Origin of the sequence: Chitinophaga eiseniae, from assembly GCF_900167135.1 — a bacterium.
Lineage (GTDB): Bacteria > Bacteroidota > Bacteroidia > Chitinophagales > Chitinophagaceae > Chitinophaga > Chitinophaga eiseniae.
This window is the reverse complement of record NZ_FUWZ01000001.1, coordinates 418,801-434,369: the sequence shown is the minus strand read 5'-3', so window position 1 is coordinate 434,369 and position 15,569 is coordinate 418,801. Positions and strand designations below refer to the sequence as shown.

The 15,569-nt window shown below is 47.1% G+C and carries 16 protein-coding genes and 6 tRNA genes; 2 read left to right on the top strand and 20 right to left on the bottom strand.

What is annotated here, in order from left to right; genetic code table 11:
- Positions 1 to 15: 15 nt before the first annotated feature.
- From rpoB to rpsU, 18 genes are all read right to left on the bottom strand, one after another.
- Positions 16 to 3,825: a DNA-directed RNA polymerase subunit beta gene (gene rpoB / locus B5D63_RS01895; RefSeq protein WP_078667082.1), complete on the bottom strand. Its 3,810-nt coding sequence runs from the start codon at positions 3,823 to 3,825 to the stop codon at positions 16 to 18.
- A 220-nt stretch (positions 3,826 to 4,045) separates the two neighbouring features.
- Positions 4,046 to 4,417 (bottom strand): 50S ribosomal protein L7/L12, encoded by a 372-nt coding sequence (gene rplL, locus B5D63_RS01890; RefSeq protein ID WP_078667081.1) that lies wholly within the window; start codon positions 4,415 to 4,417, stop codon positions 4,046 to 4,048.
- Positions 4,418 to 4,580: 163 nt separating this feature from the next.
- Positions 4,581 to 5,108: a 50S ribosomal protein L10 gene (gene rplJ / locus B5D63_RS01885; RefSeq protein ID WP_078667080.1), complete on the bottom strand. Its 528-nt coding sequence runs from the start codon at positions 5,106 to 5,108 to the stop codon at positions 4,581 to 4,583.
- Between the two features lie 57 nt (positions 5,109 to 5,165).
- On the bottom strand, positions 5,166 to 5,855 hold the full coding sequence (gene rplA, locus B5D63_RS01880; protein WP_078667079.1) for a 50S ribosomal protein L1: 690 nt from the start codon (positions 5,853 to 5,855) through the stop codon (positions 5,166 to 5,168).
- 43 nt (positions 5,856 to 5,898) lie between these two features.
- Positions 5,899 to 6,342 carry a 50S ribosomal protein L11 gene (rplK, locus tag B5D63_RS01875; protein WP_078667078.1) on the bottom strand — a complete coding sequence of 148 codons (444 nt, stop codon included), beginning with the start codon at positions 6,340 to 6,342 and terminating at the stop codon, positions 5,899 to 5,901.
- A 230-nt stretch (positions 6,343 to 6,572) separates the two neighbouring features.
- Positions 6,573 to 7,763 (bottom strand): transglutaminase domain-containing protein, encoded by a 1,191-nt coding sequence (locus B5D63_RS01870; RefSeq protein ID WP_078667077.1) that lies wholly within the window; start codon positions 7,761 to 7,763, stop codon positions 6,573 to 6,575.
- A 168-nt stretch (positions 7,764 to 7,931) separates the two neighbouring features.
- Positions 7,932 to 8,498, bottom strand: a complete 567-nt coding sequence (gene nusG / locus B5D63_RS01865; protein ID WP_078667076.1) for a transcription termination/antitermination protein NusG — start codon at positions 8,496 to 8,498, stop codon at positions 7,932 to 7,934.
- Between the two features lie 4 nt (positions 8,499 to 8,502).
- Positions 8,503 to 8,700 carry a preprotein translocase subunit SecE gene (gene secE / locus B5D63_RS01860; RefSeq protein ID WP_078667075.1) on the bottom strand — a complete coding sequence of 66 codons (198 nt, stop codon included), beginning with the start codon at positions 8,698 to 8,700 and terminating at the stop codon, positions 8,503 to 8,505.
- Positions 8,701 to 8,798: 98 nt separating this feature from the next.
- A tRNA-Trp gene (locus tag B5D63_RS01855) sits at positions 8,799 to 8,872 on the bottom strand.
- A 102-nt stretch (positions 8,873 to 8,974) separates the two neighbouring features.
- Positions 8,975 to 10,162 carry an elongation factor Tu gene (tuf, locus tag B5D63_RS01850; RefSeq protein WP_078667074.1) on the bottom strand — a complete coding sequence of 396 codons (1,188 nt, stop codon included), beginning with the start codon at positions 10,160 to 10,162 and terminating at the stop codon, positions 8,975 to 8,977.
- A gap of 74 nt (positions 10,163 to 10,236) precedes the next feature.
- Positions 10,237 to 10,316, bottom strand: a tRNA-OTHER gene (locus B5D63_RS01845).
- 120 nt (positions 10,317 to 10,436) lie between these two features.
- Positions 10,437 to 10,508, bottom strand: a tRNA-Thr gene (locus B5D63_RS01840).
- A gap of 15 nt (positions 10,509 to 10,523) precedes the next feature.
- Positions 10,524 to 10,596: transfer RNA gene (locus B5D63_RS01835), tRNA-Gly, on the bottom strand.
- A 190-nt stretch (positions 10,597 to 10,786) separates the two neighbouring features.
- Positions 10,787 to 10,872, bottom strand: a tRNA-Tyr gene (locus B5D63_RS01830).
- Between the two features lie 73 nt (positions 10,873 to 10,945).
- Positions 10,946 to 11,019: transfer RNA gene (locus tag B5D63_RS01825), tRNA-Thr, on the bottom strand.
- 235 nt (positions 11,020 to 11,254) lie between these two features.
- On the bottom strand, positions 11,255 to 11,554 hold the full coding sequence (locus B5D63_RS01820; RefSeq protein ID WP_078667073.1) for an HPF/RaiA family ribosome-associated protein: 300 nt from the start codon (positions 11,552 to 11,554) through the stop codon (positions 11,255 to 11,257).
- 163 nt (positions 11,555 to 11,717) lie between these two features.
- Positions 11,718 to 12,656, bottom strand: a complete 939-nt coding sequence (locus B5D63_RS01815) for a tyrosine-type recombinase/integrase (RefSeq protein WP_078668496.1) — start codon at positions 12,654 to 12,656, stop codon at positions 11,718 to 11,720.
- Positions 12,657 to 12,745: 89 nt separating this feature from the next.
- On the bottom strand, positions 12,746 to 12,943 hold the full coding sequence (rpsU, locus tag B5D63_RS01810) for a 30S ribosomal protein S21 (protein ID WP_078667072.1): 198 nt from the start codon (positions 12,941 to 12,943) through the stop codon (positions 12,746 to 12,748).
- A 185-nt stretch (positions 12,944 to 13,128) separates the two neighbouring features.
- On the opposite strand from rpsU, the gene B5D63_RS01805 reads away from it, so the two are divergent.
- Positions 13,129 to 13,311, top strand: a complete 183-nt coding sequence (locus tag B5D63_RS01805) for a hypothetical protein (protein ID WP_078667071.1) — start codon at positions 13,129 to 13,131, stop codon at positions 13,309 to 13,311.
- 181 nt (positions 13,312 to 13,492) lie between these two features.
- Here B5D63_RS01805 and B5D63_RS01800 read toward each other — a convergent pair whose 3' ends face one another.
- The gene (locus B5D63_RS01800; protein WP_078667070.1) at positions 13,493 to 14,245 is read right to left on the bottom strand and encodes an XRE family transcriptional regulator; all 753 of its coding nucleotides are present in this window, start codon (positions 14,243 to 14,245) and stop codon (positions 13,493 to 13,495) included.
- Between the two features lie 108 nt (positions 14,246 to 14,353).
- Here B5D63_RS01800 and B5D63_RS01795 point away from each other — a divergent pair, with 108 nt between their 5' ends.
- Entirely contained in the window at positions 14,354 to 14,800 is a 447-nt protein-coding gene (locus B5D63_RS01795; RefSeq protein ID WP_078667069.1) for a hypothetical protein, read from the top strand.
- Positions 14,801 to 14,876: 76 nt separating this feature from the next.
- On the opposite strand, the gene B5D63_RS01790 is transcribed toward B5D63_RS01795, so the two are convergent.
- Complete coding sequence (locus tag B5D63_RS01790; RefSeq protein WP_078667068.1) at positions 14,877 to 15,542, bottom strand: SdpI family protein; 666 nt, start codon at positions 15,540 to 15,542, stop codon at positions 14,877 to 14,879.
- Positions 15,543 to 15,569 lie beyond the last annotated feature (27 nt).

The following is a 15,569-nucleotide window of genomic DNA, read 5'->3' as shown; positions in this document are numbered from 1 at the left end:
GGTAGCTAAAAGCTCTTAGTCAAATTTCAGATCCAGACCCAGGCCACGCAATTCATGGATCAATACGTTGAAGGATTCAGGTACACCGGCTTTCGGGATGTTGTCACCTTTTACGATAGATTCATATGCTTTGGCACGGCCAACGATATCATCGGATTTGATGGTAAGCAGTTCCTGCAGAATGTTGGCTGCACCGTAAGCTTCCAGTGCCCACACCTCCATCTCACCAAAACGCTGACCACCGAATTGGGCTTTACCACCCAGCGGCTGTTGCGTGATGAGGCTGTACGGTCCGATAGAACGGGCGTGCATTTTGTCGTCCACCATGTGGCTCAGTTTGAGCATGTAGATCACACCCACGGTTGCTTTCTGGTGGAAGCGGTCGCCGGTTTCACCATCATACAGGTAAGTGTGGCCAAAGCTCGGCAGTCCTGCGTCGTTGATATATTTGGCTATTTCTTCGGTAGTAGCACCGTCAAAGATCGGGGTAGCGAAACGTACGCCCAATTTCAGACCTGCCCAGCCCAGTACGGTTTCGTAGATCTGTCCGAGGTTCATACGGGAAGGTACGCCCAGCGGGTTCAGTACGATGTCCAGCGGTGTACCGTCTTCCAGGAACGGCATGTCTTCGTCACGCACGATCTTGGCAACGATACCCTTGTTACCGTGGCGGCCCGCCATCTTATCCCCTACTTTCAGCTTACGTTTGCTGGCCAGGTAAACCTTCGCCAGTTTCAGTACGCCGGCAGGCAGTTCGTCACCGATGGAGATATTGAATTTCTCACGTTTGTAACGGCCCAGCTCTTCGTTGTACTTGATGTTGTAGTTGTGCAGCAGGGTGTTGATCTGGTCGTTGGTCACCTCGTCGGTAGTCCAGCCCAGCGGGTTCACGTTCATGAAATCAACATTCACCAGGTTCTTCTGGGAGAACTTGGAACCTTTGGAGATCAGCACTTCACCGTAAGTGTTGGTAACGCCCTGAGACACTTTGTCTTTCAGCAATACCAGCAGTTTGCTCATCAGTACTTCCAGCAGGTCCTCTGTATTTTTCTGGTGTATTTTTTCCAGTTTCTCAATCGCCGCTTTTTCACGGGTCTTGGAGTTTTTATCTTTCTTAGCGCGGCTGAACAGCTTCTTGTCGATCACCACGCCTTCTGTGGACGGAGGTGCTTTCAGGGAAGCGTCTTTCGCATCAGATGCCTTGTCACCGAAGATCGCTCTGAGGAGTTTCTCTTCCGGAGAAGGATCAGATTCACCACGCGGAGTGATTTTACCGATCAGGATGTCACCTTCCTTGATGTGGGCGCCCACACGGATGATACCGTTCTGGTCGAGGTCTTTCGTAGCCTCTTCGCTCACGTTCGGGATATCCGGGGTCAGCTCTTCTTCACCCAGTTTGGTGTCACGTACTTCCAGTTCGTATTCGTCGATGTGGATGGAGGTAAAGAGGTCTTCACGTGCTACACGTTCAGAGATTACGATCGCATCCTCAAAGTTGTAACCTTTCCATGGCATGAACGCCACTTTCATGTTACGGCCCAGCGCCAGTTCACCGCCGCGGGTAGCGTAACCTTCCGTGAGGAAGTCGCCTATTTCCACGCGCTGACCTTTCTTCACGCAAGGTCTGAGGTTGATACAGGTACTCTGGTTCGTTTTAACGAATTTGGTCAGGTTATAGATCACCAGGTCGTCTTCGAAGCTCACCAGTTTCTGCAGTTCGTCACGCTCGTAACGAACATGGATTTCCTTGGCGTCCACGAATTCGATCACGCCCTTGCCTTCTGCAGTGATTTGCAGGCGGGAGTCGCGTGCTGCCTTTGCTTCGAGGCCGGTACCTACGATAGGTACTTCCGGGTTCAGCAGTGGCACGGCCTGACGTTGCATGTTTGATCCCATCAACGCACGGTTGGCGTCATCATGTTCGAGGAACGGAATCAGGGAAGCACTCAGACCTACGATCTGGTTAGGCGCTACGTCCATGAACTCCACGTCCTGTTTGTCCAGGATCGGGAAGTCGCCGGTTTCGCGGGATTTTACTTTATCGTTGAGGAAGTTGCCTTTGTCATCCAGCGGAGCGTTGGCCTGCGCGATCTTCACGGTATCTTCTTCTTCAGCGCTCAGGAACTCTACTTTCACCATGTCTACCTTGCCCGCGTTTACTTTACGGTAAGGTGTTTCGATGAAGCCCATTTCATTCACCTTCGCGTGTACGCAAAGGGTGGAAATCAGACCGATGTTCGGGCCTTCCGGTGTTTCGATGGTACACAGACGGCCGTAGTGGCTGTAGTGAACGTCACGCACCTCAAAGCCTGCTCTTTCACGGCTCAGACCACCGGGACCGAGGGCGGAGATACGGCGTTTATGCGTGATCTCAGACAGCGGGTTGGTTTGGTCGAGGAACTGTGACAGCTGGGAGGTACCGAAGAAGGAGTTGATCACGGAAGACAGGGTCCTCGCATTGATCAGGTCTACCGGCGTAAACACCTCGTTGTCGCGGACGTTCATACGTTCGCGGATGGTACGGGCCATACGGGCCAGACCTACGCCGAACTGAGCGTACAGCTGTTCTCCCACGGTACGTACACGACGGTTGCTCAGGTGATCGATATCGTCGATCTCTGCTTTACCATTGGTGAGTTGTACCAGGTATTTGATGATGGAAATGATGTCGTCTTTCGTCAGCACTTTCATGTCCAGCGGAGTAGACAGACCCAGTTTCCGGTTGATTTTGTAACGGCCTACGTCTCCGAGGTCATAACGTTTGTCGGAGAAGAATAATTTATCGATGATACCCCTTGCTGTTTCATCATCCGGCGCATCGGCACCGCGCAGTTGGCGGTAGATGTGCTGAACGGCTTCCAGCTCGGAGTTGGATGTATCCTTATTTAATGTGTTGTAGATGATGGAGAAATCGCCGCTCACCTCTTCTTTCTGTACGAATACGCTTTTCAGACCCATATCTACGATGGTCTCGATGTTCGCTTCGTCCAGAATGCTGTCACGCTCGAGCATAATCTCGTTACGCTCGATACTTACCACTTCACCGGTGTCCTCATCCACAAAGTCTTCCACCCAGCTTCTTAAAACGCGGGCAGCCAGCTTTTTGCCGGCGTATTTATCAAGACTTTTCTTGTCTGCTTTTACTTCATCAGCCATACCAAACAGCTGCAGGATGTCCTTATCGGTTTCATAACCGATGGCACGCAGCAGGGTGGTAACAGGGAATTTCTTCTTACGGTCAATGTAAGCATACATCACATTGTTGATGTCGGTTGCAAACTCCATCCAGGCCCCTTTGAACGGGATCACTCTTGCAGAGTAGATCTTGGTTCCGTTCGGGTGAACAGACTGACCAAAGAATACACCAGGAGAGCGGTGCAGCTGGGAAACAACTACGCGCTCAGCACCATTAATAACGAAAGTACCTCTTGGGGTCATGTAGGGAATGTTACCTAAGAACACGTCCTGCACAATTGTCTGGAAATCCACATGCTCCTCATCATTACAGCTGAGACGCAGTTTCGCCTTCAACGGTACGGAATAAGTAAGCCCACGTTCAATACACTCCTCAATGGTATAGCGCGGAGGGTCTACGAAATAATCAAGGAACTCCAGATTGAAGATATTGCGGGTATCTGTAATCGGGAAGTTCTCCTTAAATACTTTAAAAAGGCCTTCGTTATTTCGTTTGTCTGGTGTGGTTTCTAATTGGAAGAAATCCTTGAAAGATTGGATTTGGATAGCCAACAGATCCGGTGTCTCAGTAACTTGTTTGATCTTTCCAAAATTTACTCTTTCGTTTGTTTGGGCTTTTTTTAGAGACATATTCGAAGTTAGCAGTTATATGACTTTGTAAGAATTAGGGAAATTAAGATTTCTTTGCCAATATTCATCCTGATTTTAGACATGCCTTCTGCACCTGGTCAAAGTCACCCTGGGTGATTCCCCGTTTTGACTCTCTGAAAAAGACACTTTCCCAAAGGGAATAAGGCCAAAAGTACCATGGGCACTTTTGACCTTTAAAAGATGTATACTAAGCAAAGAATTACTGAATTTCAACTTCAGCACCTGCTTCAGTCAGCTTAGCTTTCAGATCTTCAGCTTCTGCTTTGCTAACGCCTTCTTTCACAGATTTAGGAGCGCCGTCAACCAGTTCTTTCGCTTCTTTCAGACCCAGACCGGTCAGGTCTTTTACAACCTTAACAACGTTCAGTTTGGAAGCACCTGCAGATTTCAGCACTACGTTGAAAGCAGTTTTTTCTTCAACTGCTGCACCACCACCGTCGCCGGCTGCAACTACTACTGCAGCAGCTGCTGGTTCAATGCCGTACTCGTTTTTCAGTACGTCTGCGAGTTCTTGTACTTCCTTAACAGTTAAACCTACTAATTGTTCGGCTAATGCTTTTACGTCTGCCATTTTATAATGTTTTAATGTAATGTTTGTAAAGTTTGTTAATTATATTGTGACTTGGAAGCCATTGTTATGTAGGAATTTTCTGATTTTCGGATTTTTTGATTTTTTGATTTAAACGGAGGAATAAATTCCAAAATTTCTAAATCCGTAAATCCACAAATTCCAATTATTCTGCAGCAGGAGCTTCTTCCACTGCGCCTTCTTTCTTGCCTTTTTCCAGCAAAGCAGCGATAACGCGTTTTGCAGGGGATTGCAACAGACCGATAACTTCGCCGATGAGCTCGTTCTTGGTCTTGATGTTGGTCAGGGCAGTCAGCTGGTTGTCGCCGATGAAGATTTCGTCAGCTACGAATGCTGCTTTCAGTACTGGTTTTTCCAGTTTAGCGTTCGCTTTACGGAAGCTGGAGATGATCAGGGCCGGCTCTTTCGGGCTGTCAGAGAACATCAGGGCGGTTACACCGTGCAGAGAATCGAAAATACCGGCATATTTCTCGCTGTCCAGAGATTCCAGTGCTTTACGGATCAGGGTGTTTTTAGCCACCTTCATTTCCACCTGCTTGTCAAAGCAAGTCTTCCTCAGGTCGTTAACCTGCGCTACCGTTAATGATTCGGTGTTAGTGATGTAGAAGTTGTTATATTGAGAGAACTTACTTTTCAGCAGTTCGATCACTTCATTTTTTTGATCTTTATTCATATTTTACCGTTTGTAGCAAGCCCCTCCTTGCAGATAAGGCTACACACGCGTGATCAATTAGTTTTGAACAGATTTAGTGTCGATGGCGATACCAGGGCTCATAGTAGAAGCCATGGACAGACCTTTCAGGTAAGTGCCTTTTGCAGTAGCTGGTTTCAGCTTGATGATAGCATTGATCAGCTCCTGAGAGTTCTGTTCGATTTTATCAGCAGCAAAAGATACGCGACCGATAGAAGCGTGGATGATACCAGCTTTATCTACCTTGAAGGTAATTTTACCACCTTTCACCTCGTTCACAGCAGCAGCTACGTCGTTGGTAACAGTACCGGTTTTCGGGTTCGGCATCAGGTTGCGGGGACCCAGGATTTTACCCAGTTTACCGATTTTAGGCATTACAGCCGGAGTAGCGATGATCACATCGATCTCAGTCCAGCCAGCTTCAATCTTCTGGATAAACTCGTCCAAACCTACGAAATCAGCACCAACTTCTTTAGCGGCAGCTTCTTTGTCAGGTGTGCAGAGTACTAAAACTTTCTTAGTTTTACCAGTACCGTGGGGAAGCGTTACGGAACCACGGATAGCCTGGTCTGCTTTCTTAGGATCAACGCCTAAGCGGATATGTATATCGACAGAGCTGTCGAATTTAGTGCAGTTGATATCTTTTACCAGAGCAGAGGCTTCTTTCAGCGAATACGCCTTGTTTTTATCAACTTTAGCCTGCGCTACTTTTCTCTTTTTAGTTGCCATTGTCAAAATGATTTAAAGTTCCTGCCTTAACAGGGTGAACCAATTAGTTTTCCCAGGGAGCTTTACCTTCAACAGTAATACCCATGCTACGAGCAGTACCAGCTACCATTTTCATAGCGCTGTTCAGTGTGAAGCAGTTCAGATCAGGCATTTTATCCTGTGCGATAGCTTCCACCTGTGCCCAGGTCACTTTACCCACCTTGTTACGGTTAGGCTCTTTAGAACCACCTTGAATTTTAGCAGCTTCCAGCAGCTGTACAGGTGCCGGAGGAGTCTTAATTACAAAGTCAAATGATTTGTCAGTGTAAACAGTCAGCAATACAGGCAATACTTTACCCATTTTATCCTGGGTGCGGGCATTGAACTGTTTGCAGAACTCCATGATGTTCACACCTTTGGAACCCAGTGCAGGACCAATCGGAGGTGCAGGGTTGGCCTGGCCGCCTTTCACCTGCAATTTCACGTACGTTGCGATCTCTTTTGCCATTTCTTATGTGTTTAATTTGGTTAAAACGCCCTCTGCTGTACAGAGAACTCCCAAAACTAAAAGGAACTGAAATAACCTTTTAAAGGGGATGCAAAGGTAAATAATAATATCAAAATGCCAAAAAGTATTTGAATTTGGGCACTCTTTTTGCTACCAGTCACCTTTTTTTTACAAATCCATTGCATTCCCGTTAAAAAAACCTTATAATCCGGAGGAATGCAAAAGTACAGCTAAAACCCCACTTTATAAAAAAGTGACTTCCGGAACATCTTTCCCGTCTTAATATATTTAGCCACGAAAGCCTGCTCGTCGGTGATGCGCTGCTTCAACTGCGTATTGGCCTCCAGTACCTCCCGCAATACACGGCGGTTGCCTGGGTCCTTCACCGTCAGCTGCCGCGCCTTCTTCTCTACCTCGTCCGACTGCCGCGACATCCCGTCTACCCACTCCCTTATCTCCTGGTCCGGCCTGGCAGGGGTAAACTGCTTGTTGCGGAAATTTACATAGTCATTAAAGATGTTGGTCAACCGGTTATACAGCCGGCTGCACTCGTTGATCTGGTCTGCCACCCGGTTCTGCTCCATAATGCTGGCATTCTGCCGCTCTACGGTCAACTGGTTGGTCAGGAAAGTCAGCTCTGCGGAGATCAGCTGGTTAGTCACCCCGAAGCGCCCTATCCTGGCAGCCATATTCTCGGACTTGGCCAGTGCAGACATCTTATTAAAGGCGGCCAGCGTATCCCTGAACACAAACACCGGCTGGTCCGTCCCGCCGCTCCACTTGCCATCGCGGATTTCATCGTGCCGCAACGGGTATTCGGAAAACTGGAACAGGGGATCGAAGGGGACGTGTGTTTTCAGGTATTCATGCGGCTCCACAAGGAAATGTCTCCAGGTAAGCCGGGGCGTGTATTTATTATTGTTCACCGAACCGGAGCCCCAGGTGGGGTCTATCATCTTCCATTCGCTATCCGGCTGCACGGCCACCCAGGCGTGACTGGCATTATCGGGCCGGCCGTTGACCAGCGGGTAGCCGGTCACCACCATGGCCGGGATACCGGCGCGGCGGGCTACGTCCACATACAGCGAGGCATATCCTTCGCAGACAGCGGTGCGTGTCTGCAGGGTTTTGCTGATCGCGTCAGCGGTATCTTTATAATAACCGGGCTGGAAGGTATTGACCACATCATAATTAATGTGGGAAGACATCCAGGCGTAGAGCGAGCGAAGCATGGCGGTCTTGTTTTCACAGTGGGACACCAGCCAGGCCGCCATGGAGGCGGAGGAACCCGTTACCGAATCTGGTATGGCCGTATAGTTGACGGCGGGTACAGGCGTTACAGCAGGTTTCTTTACCGGTTGCTGGGCTGAGGCAGACAGCAGGAAGAGGCAGCCGGCCACACCGCAAAGCAATTTTTTCATTTTCCTATATTGTTATTTTATCATTTGGGTTTTGGGATATTGGCTGTTTGACAGCTGGCATATAGTGTCCTGAAGAAGACGCGGCCCAGAAAGTGATCCCTCTAACATCAGCATAAAAAAAGCGCTCCGGGGTGCGGAGCGCTTTTTTAGAATTATTTGGTACCGTAACTATGCTAATTTTTCCACCTGCATGAAGTTCAGTTCTACAGGGGTGGCGCGGCCAAAGATTTTCACGGTTACTTTCAGTTTCTTTTTGTCTTCGATCACTTCTTCGATGACACCGTTGAAGTCGTTGAACGGTCCGTCGATGATCTTGATGGTTTCGCCGACGATGAAAGGTTCGCTCATGGTGAGTCCCTGATCGCTCAGTTCGTCCACTTTACCTAACATTTTGTTGACTTCGGCTTTACGGAGTGCAATGGGTTTTTCCTTACCCAGGAAGTGAATAACGCCAGACACGTTACGGATGGCCTGGATCACTTCGTCGGTCATTTTGCCATCGATGGCTTCAATCATCACATAACCGGGATAGAAGTTTTTCTCACGCATTACTTTTTTACCGGCCTGCACTTTATATACTTTTTCCACCGGGAGAAATACCTGTGTGATTACGTTACCCCAATCAGATCGGCGCACTTCAATATCCAGGTATTCCTTCACTTTTTTTTCCTTGCCACTAACAACGCGGAGTACATACCACTTTGTTTCCTGCGCAGGAATATTGGTTGCATCCATTTATTTATTTTTTGAATATTTCATAATAGTGTGCTAACACAAAATTGGAAGCGGCGTCCATACCCCACACCAGCGCTGTAACAAAGATAGTTGCTATCAGCACGATCATGGTGGAGGACTGCAGTTCCTGCCAGGTAGGCCAGGATACTTTGTAGACCAACTCATGATAAGACTCGCGGAAGTAGTTTCTGATCTTATTCATTCTGTAAAGTTAACGATTTATGGTCAATTGATTAAAGCCTAAAAATGGTTGAATTGTTCTATTTTTTAATAATAACAATTCAACCATTTAATTAACCTTGGCACGGGTACTAGGATTCGAACCCAGATCAAAGGTTTTGGAGACCCGTATGCTACCGTTGCACCATACCCGTGTATAAAGCCATTAGCTTTGAGCTTTCAGCAGTCAGCAAATATATCAATAAATCCTGACATTTAATAGCCGAAGCTAATGGCTTTTAGTATTTTGGAAATACTTATTTGATAATTTCAGTAACCTGACCGGCACCTACTGTACGACCACCTTCACGGATAGCGAATTTCAGACCTTTGTCCATCGCGATCGGCTGGATCAGTTTTACAGTCAGTGTAACGTTATCACCAGGCATAACCATTTCAACACCTGCAGGCAGTTCAACTTCACCAGTTACGTCAGTTGTACGGAAGTAGAACTGAGGACGGTATTTGTTGAAGAACGGAGTGTGACGGCCACCTTCTTCTTTGCTCAGTACGTAAACTTCGCATTTGAATTCAGTGTGCGGAGTGATAGAGCCGGGTTTGCAGATAACCATACCACGACGGATCTGGTTTTTCTCAATACCGCGCAGCAGCAGACCAGCGTTGTCACCAGCTTCACCTTCGTCCAGGAGTTTTTTGAACATTTCAACACCTGTACAAGTAGATTTCAGGGGTTCTTCCTGCAGACCTACGATTTCAACGTTCTCACCAACTTTGATACGACCGCGTTCGATACGACCTGTAGCAACGGTACCACGACCGGTGATAGAGAATACGTCTTCTACGGACATCAGGAAGTCCTGATCAACCGGACGGGGAGGCAGCGGAATGTAAGTGTCAACAGCTTCCATCAGTTGCTCGATAGCGCCAACCCATTTTTCGTCACCAGCCAGTGCGCCGGTAGCAGAACCCTGGATTACAGGAACGTTGTCACCGTCGAAGCCGTTAGAGCTCAGCAGGTCACGGATTTCGATTTCAACCAGTTCCAGCAGCTCAGCATCGTCAACCAGGTCAACTTTGTTCATGAACACTACGATACGAGGTACACCTACCTGGCGAGCCAGCAGGATGTGCTCTCTGGTTTGTGGCATAGGACCGTCTGTAGCGGCAACCACCAGGATAGCACCGTCCATCTGGGCAGCACCGGTGATCATGTTTTTCACATAGTCAGCGTGACCAGGGCAGTCAACGTGAGCATAGTGACGGTTAGCTGTCTGATACTCTACGTGAGCTGTATTGATAGTGATACCTCTTTCTTTTTCTTCAGGAGCAGCATCGATCTCATCATAGCCTCTTTTCTCTGCCAGACCCTTGTTTGCCAAAATTGTGGTAATGGCAGCAGTCAAGGTAGTTTTACCGTGGTCCACGTGGCCGATGGTACCAATGTTTACGTGGGGTTTATCCCGCTTAAAGGTTTCTTTTGCCATTGTATTTTCTTTTTAGATGGTTTGTAAAGATTGTATTGATAGTTGTTTTTAAAACACGGCTTTTTACAAACTTGTACCGCTGATGAGAATTGAACTCATGTCCTTCCCGATAAAGTAAAAATTGTGGGATGCTCTTCCATTGAGCTACAACGCTAAGTTTATTTCGGAGTGCAGAATTAACAAATTCGAATCCGAAATCCGAATTTTATGGAGTGTATGTAGTGGCGAAGTGATGTCACTGCGACCGCGATGCTTCTCTTCTAAAATTCAAAAGAGCTGTTGAAGAGAATTGAACTCTCGACCTCTTCCTTACCAAGGAAGTGCTCTACCCCTGAGCTACAACAGCTTGAAATTATATGCGAGCGGGAGACGAGGTTCGAACCCGCGACCTACAGCTTGGAAGGCTGTCGCTCTACCAACTGAGCTACTCCCGCATACCGGACAAATCCAACACAGCAAGGTAATAATGCTGTATGAATCTTCCTGAATAAATTAAAGAACATAAAAGGCTGTCGTATCACAGGCGCCGGGAATTACTTTGTCTGTCAACCGAGAATTTGTTCTCACCTTCCACTCAACAACATTGTTCCGCCTCTGCTAGGGCAAAAGCGGAACAAGCCGTTTTGGTGGGCAGGATAGGATTCGAACCTATGAAGTCGAAAGACAGCGGATTTACAGTCCGCCCCATTTGGCCGCTCTGGAACCTGCCCGTTTTTGAAATTTCGAAATTTGGTTATTTTGAAATTTAAAAATTTAAAAATAGCTAAATATCAAAATTTGATGAGCCAGCAGAGGGATTCGAACCCCCGACCCACTGATTACAAATCAGTAGCTCTGGCCAACTGAGCTATGCTGGCATCTTTCAAAAAACATTCTTTCAAAAAAGTAACTCGTTGAAAGAGAGCGCAAAATTAAGCGATTTTTTCAAATCTCAAAATCTTTTTTTCAGTTTGTTACAAATATTTAAAAATTTATCTGTCTCCCTGAAAACGCCCTACCATAAAGAACTTTGCTACCTTTACCGACCCTCTTTTTGAATCGGGATGGCAAAGGTAGCAAAGAGATTAATATTTCCAAAATTATTTTAAAAAATTATTGAAATTTCTTTTCCTTTTGTCGTTTTACCTGGTTGACTAAGGAATCAAAGGCAAGATCAAAGGACTCTTCGAAGGATTTGGATTCATGCTTGACAAAGAGGTCCTGACGGGGGATTCGTACTCTTATTTCGGCAATTTTATCTTTAACCTGATGCGCTAAATTATCCAATTTTAAAAATACATCCACACTGACAATCCGGTCATAAAAAGTGTTCAGTTTCTGCAATTTCTTATTCACGTGATCAATCAGTTTTGAATCAGCATCAAAATGCACAGTTTGAATTTGAACGTTCATAGCACTAATTTTTTAAATATTTAACAATCTAGGTTATAGTGTGTAAACCATGGTCATAGGCATTCTCTTGGTTGTGAAAGAACTTCTGTATTAAATATACTCACTTTTGTAATGCAATGCTGTTCTAATGCGTAATATTTTGTTAAAATGAAAAAATAAGGCGCTACGCCTTGGGGTGCGCTTGCTGATATACCTTCTTCAACTGCTCAATGGTCGTATGTGTGTAGATCTGCGTGGACGTAAGACTGGCGTGACCTAACAGGTCCTTGACCGCTTTCAGGTCGGCCCCGTTATTCGTCAGATGCGTGGCGAAAGTATGCCGCAGTAAGTGCGGGCTTTTTTTCCTGTAGGTAGTGATTTCATGGTCCGTCAGGTACTTGCGGACCATCAGGTATACATACTTGGGGTATAACCGCTGACCGCTGTGCGGATGCACCAGCAACACCGCCGGCTCAAACGCTTCCAGTTCCCGCCGCTTCTGCTCCATATATGCGGTCATCTGCGTGCACAGCTGGTTACTGATCGGAATAATCCGCTCCTTCCCTCCTTTCCCCATCACTTTAATCGACAGGTTGCCCTTGTCTACCCGGAACTCCTGCAGGGAGATCAGTTCCGACAAGCGGATACCCGTCTGATAAAAGATCTCAAAGATCAACCGGTGCGTGGCGCCTTCAAAATCATCGGCAAAGATAAAGGGAGCAGTCACGGAAACAGGACTGCGGTTATCTTCCAGCGCCTTCATCCCTTTCTCGTCAATAAATCCCGGCAGGCGGCGGCTGATCCTGGGCGCCACGACCTTGGCCATAGGCGTCTGCTGCAGCAGTTCCTGACGGATACAGAATTTAAAAAAGGATTTCAGGGTGGAAATTTTGCGGTTAACGCTCTTGGCGGTCATGGCATCCTCCATGAGGCTCGCCAGCCAGCTACGCACCATAATATGCGTAATGTCCCCTATGGTCACAGGACCATAGGCAGCCGTAGTATAATCAAAAAATTGAAGGAGGTCATTGCGATAGGCGGTGCAGGTGTGCTCTGAATATCGCTTTTCGAGCTGAATATAGGAGATGAATCGCTCGGCTAAGGAATATAATACTTCGTTCAACGCAAAAAGATTGATGATTGTAAAGTTATTAAATAACCTTACAATCATCAAATATTTTGAGTTGATAAGCCTGTGATGGCTACAACAGACTAAGCTTCCAATTTACCACTGGCCAGCTGTTGTTTGTAAACAGCTTTCAACACCTGTGTACGGCGTTTTACAGATGGTTTAGTAAAAGACTGGCGTGATCTGAGTTGCAGCAGGATGCGTGCTTTCTCAAATTTCTTTTTATATTTTTTAAGCGCCTTGTCTATGTTTTCGCAATCTTTAGAATCAATGATCAACATAATTTTTGCCTCTTATTTTTTAGGAATGCAAAGATAAGACAACATTTTATAAAAACAAAAACCAAACCGGCCTGATGTCTTTTTTTTCTTCCACCCCTTTTTATGTTATGCTTAAATCCCCGGAAATGAATAGTTTATACACCCCTTACCGCGGGAGTTTCTTTTGAAGTAATACTACTTTATGAATGCTGTTCCGCCCGCTGGCCACAAAATATCAAACGAAGAATAGCCGGGCACTACCGGACGACAGCAGTGTGAAATATCTCCGCAAAGGACGCCCCTGGAATGACAGCAGTGTGGAATACCAGCAAAGGATACGCTGGAATGGCAGCAGTGTGGAATACCAGCAAAGGACGCCCCTGGAATGACAGCAGTGTGGAATACCAGCAAAGGATACGCTGGAATGACAGCAGTGTGGAATATCAGCAAAGACCCCTCTGGAATAATAACCAGTAGGGAGAGACCGGTGATGACCAGCCACCCAGCAAACGGCGCGCGCTGTGACGATAAACGCCGCCAACACAACACTACTGCAATAACTCTTTTCCTTTAATCCTTGATTTTCTTTTTCAGCAGGCTCACCTGGTCCTGAAGGTGACTGACCATGTCGGCCAGGTGGTTAACGCTCATGCGGCTCTGCTGGCTGGATTTGCTGATGACCGCATCAGACTGCCACAGTTCCAGTACCTCTTCCATTTCCACCGGATAAGGTTCAAACTGGGGGTTGTCAGACACCAGTGTGATCCTCGACTTGGCGCGGTTGCTTTTCAGCACCCTTTTGAAGACGATACCTTCGCGGGAAGTCACCACCACGTAGGTTTCATTGTTCCTGATCTCTTCCCAGCCGTCCACTTTGTGACATACGATCACTGAGCCGGAAGGAACGGGCAGCATGGAATCCCCGGCGATCTCGAAAGCCCGGTAGTCGCCGGCGCCCAGCATCGGCAGCGTAAACGTATTCAGTTCTTCGATAAACTCATCATCGTTATAACCGGCCAGGTAACCGGCAGCGGCTTTTACGGGCACAAACTGGATCGCCTGACGGGCATTGCCCAGTTTCTGCTGACGGCGTTTCTCGAGGAAACTGTCTTTCTGGGAGCCCAGGTCCCGGCGGAGCAGGTCGTCAATGGAAACCCGGAACATGTCGCTGACCTGCTCCAGCACTTCCGTACGAGGTTCTGCACGTTCCTCTTCATAAGCACCCAGCAGGGAACGCTTAATACCCAGTTTGTCTGCAAACTCCTGTTGCGTCCAGCCTTTTTGCTTACGCAGATATTTTAAATTCTGGCATACTACGGACATAACCTAAATAATTTAGTACCTTGCTAACAAAATTAGCAAATAATTTTATAAAATCCCAAATATATTCAAGACGCTTCGCTTATTTTTGCCCGGTAAAATCAACTTGTTATGGTACATCTACATTCTATTCTGAGATGGGCAATCGTATTGGCTGGGCTTTGGGCAGTGATCCGCGCATTTAAAGGCGTTTCCGGAAAAACACCATTCACGGCGGCCGACAATAAAGCAGGACTGTTTTTCATGATCTTCTGCGATATTCAGCTGCTGGTGGGACTGCTGTTATATTTTGTATTTAGCGAGAAAGCAAAAGCCGGACTGGCTGACATGGGCGCCGCTATGAAAAATTCCGCGCTCCGCTTTTTCACGGTGGAACATACCCTGATGGCTGTGATTGCCATTGCCCTGGTGCACATCGGCAAATCCAAAGTAAAGAAAGCTACTTCCGATGCCCAGAAACACAAGCTGGCCCTTATATTCTACGGGATCGCATTTATCCTGATACTGGCCCTGATTCCCTGGCCTTTCCGTCAGGCACTGGGTGCTGCCTGGTTCTAGGCACAAACTTATTCAGCATGAAAAATGGCGGTCAACTGACCGCCATTTTTTCTATGATTGACCACTATGAATAAACTTATCCTTTGTCCTTGTTATATAACCGGAACGAATAAATGTACGGCAACGCTGCCAGTACGATCGCCGCAAAAAAGATCAGGAACACCCCGGTAACGAGCGACAGAAAAAAACCTGCTATCATGATCACCACCCCGGCACTTACCCAGAGCGTACCGGCCATACGGTGAGTCTCCCTCCAGATCTCCTTGCTTTGCAGTGTCCACGGCGTACGGACGCCCACGTAGTGATTGGGTTCCTGCTGCAACTTCCACAAATATAATCCTATCGCCGCAATCAGCAAACCAACTCCCACAAAAGCCCAGCGCTCCATCGCAAAAGGCTCCCCCTGCCTCGCCATAAAAATTAAAAGACAGGTAAAAATCGCCAGGTAAATATGTATCATGAAACGGATGCGATAAAACTCGCGCTGCTCCACGCTGGCCTGCACCGGACTGTCCTCCGTCGTTCTGGGAATAAAACGGAAGAGCGCGTAGATCAGCGCATTGGTCACAAAAAGGAAAATCATCAGTAACAGAAATGCATTACGGCCTTCAGTCTGCTCCAATACGTCCTGATCGGTGGGAATAGTCACTGGCAGGTAGTTCCAGATAATAGCCAGATAAGCCATGGGCAAGAGTAACAGCGCCAGGATAAAAATTTCCTTCGAAGCATTGGTCTGTTTCATGAGATGACGGTTTAAAGATGAACATTC

Bases quoted from the DNA above. Each gene is read 5' to 3' on its own strand.
- B5D63_RS01870 (WP_078667077.1), bottom strand. From the start codon at position 7,763: ATGAAAAAATTGCTTTGCGGTGTGGCCGGCTGCCTCTTCCTGCTGTCT.
- rpsU (WP_078667072.1), bottom strand. From the start codon at position 12,943: ATGTTGATCATTGATTCTAAAGATTGCGAAAACATAGACAAGGCGCTT.
- secE (WP_078667075.1), bottom strand. From the start codon at position 8,700: ATGAATAAGATCAGAAACTACTTCCGCGAGTCTTATCATGAGTTGGTC.
- rplK (WP_078667078.1), bottom strand. From the start codon at position 6,342: ATGGCAAAAGAGATCGCAACGTACGTGAAATTGCAGGTGAAAGGCGGC.
- B5D63_RS01805 (WP_078667071.1), top strand. From the start codon at position 13,129: ATGCTGTTCCGCCCGCTGGCCACAAAATATCAAACGAAGAATAGCCGG.
- rplL (WP_078667081.1), bottom strand. From the start codon at position 4,417: ATGGCAGACGTAAAAGCATTAGCCGAACAATTAGTAGGTTTAACTGTT.
- B5D63_RS01820 (WP_078667073.1), bottom strand. From the start codon at position 11,554: ATGAACGTTCAAATTCAAACTGTGCATTTTGATGCTGATTCAAAACTG.
- B5D63_RS01795 (WP_078667069.1), top strand. From the start codon at position 14,354: ATGGTACATCTACATTCTATTCTGAGATGGGCAATCGTATTGGCTGGG.
- tuf (WP_078667074.1), bottom strand. From the start codon at position 10,162: ATGGCAAAAGAAACCTTTAAGCGGGATAAACCCCACGTAAACATTGGT.
- B5D63_RS01800 (WP_078667070.1), bottom strand. From the start codon at position 14,245: ATGTCCGTAGTATGCCAGAATTTAAAATATCTGCGTAAGCAAAAAGGC.
- rpoB (WP_078667082.1), bottom strand. From the start codon at position 3,825: ATGTCTCTAAAAAAAGCCCAAACAAACGAAAGAGTAAATTTTGGAAAG.
- rplJ (WP_078667080.1), bottom strand. From the start codon at position 5,108: ATGAATAAAGATCAAAAAAATGAAGTGATCGAACTGCTGAAAAGTAAG.
- rplA (WP_078667079.1), bottom strand. From the start codon at position 5,855: ATGGCAACTAAAAAGAGAAAAGTAGCGCAGGCTAAAGTTGATAAAAAC.
- B5D63_RS01790 (WP_078667068.1), bottom strand. From the start codon at position 15,542: ATGAAACAGACCAATGCTTCGAAGGAAATTTTTATCCTGGCGCTGTTA.
- nusG (WP_078667076.1), bottom strand. From the start codon at position 8,498: ATGGATGCAACCAATATTCCTGCGCAGGAAACAAAGTGGTATGTACTC.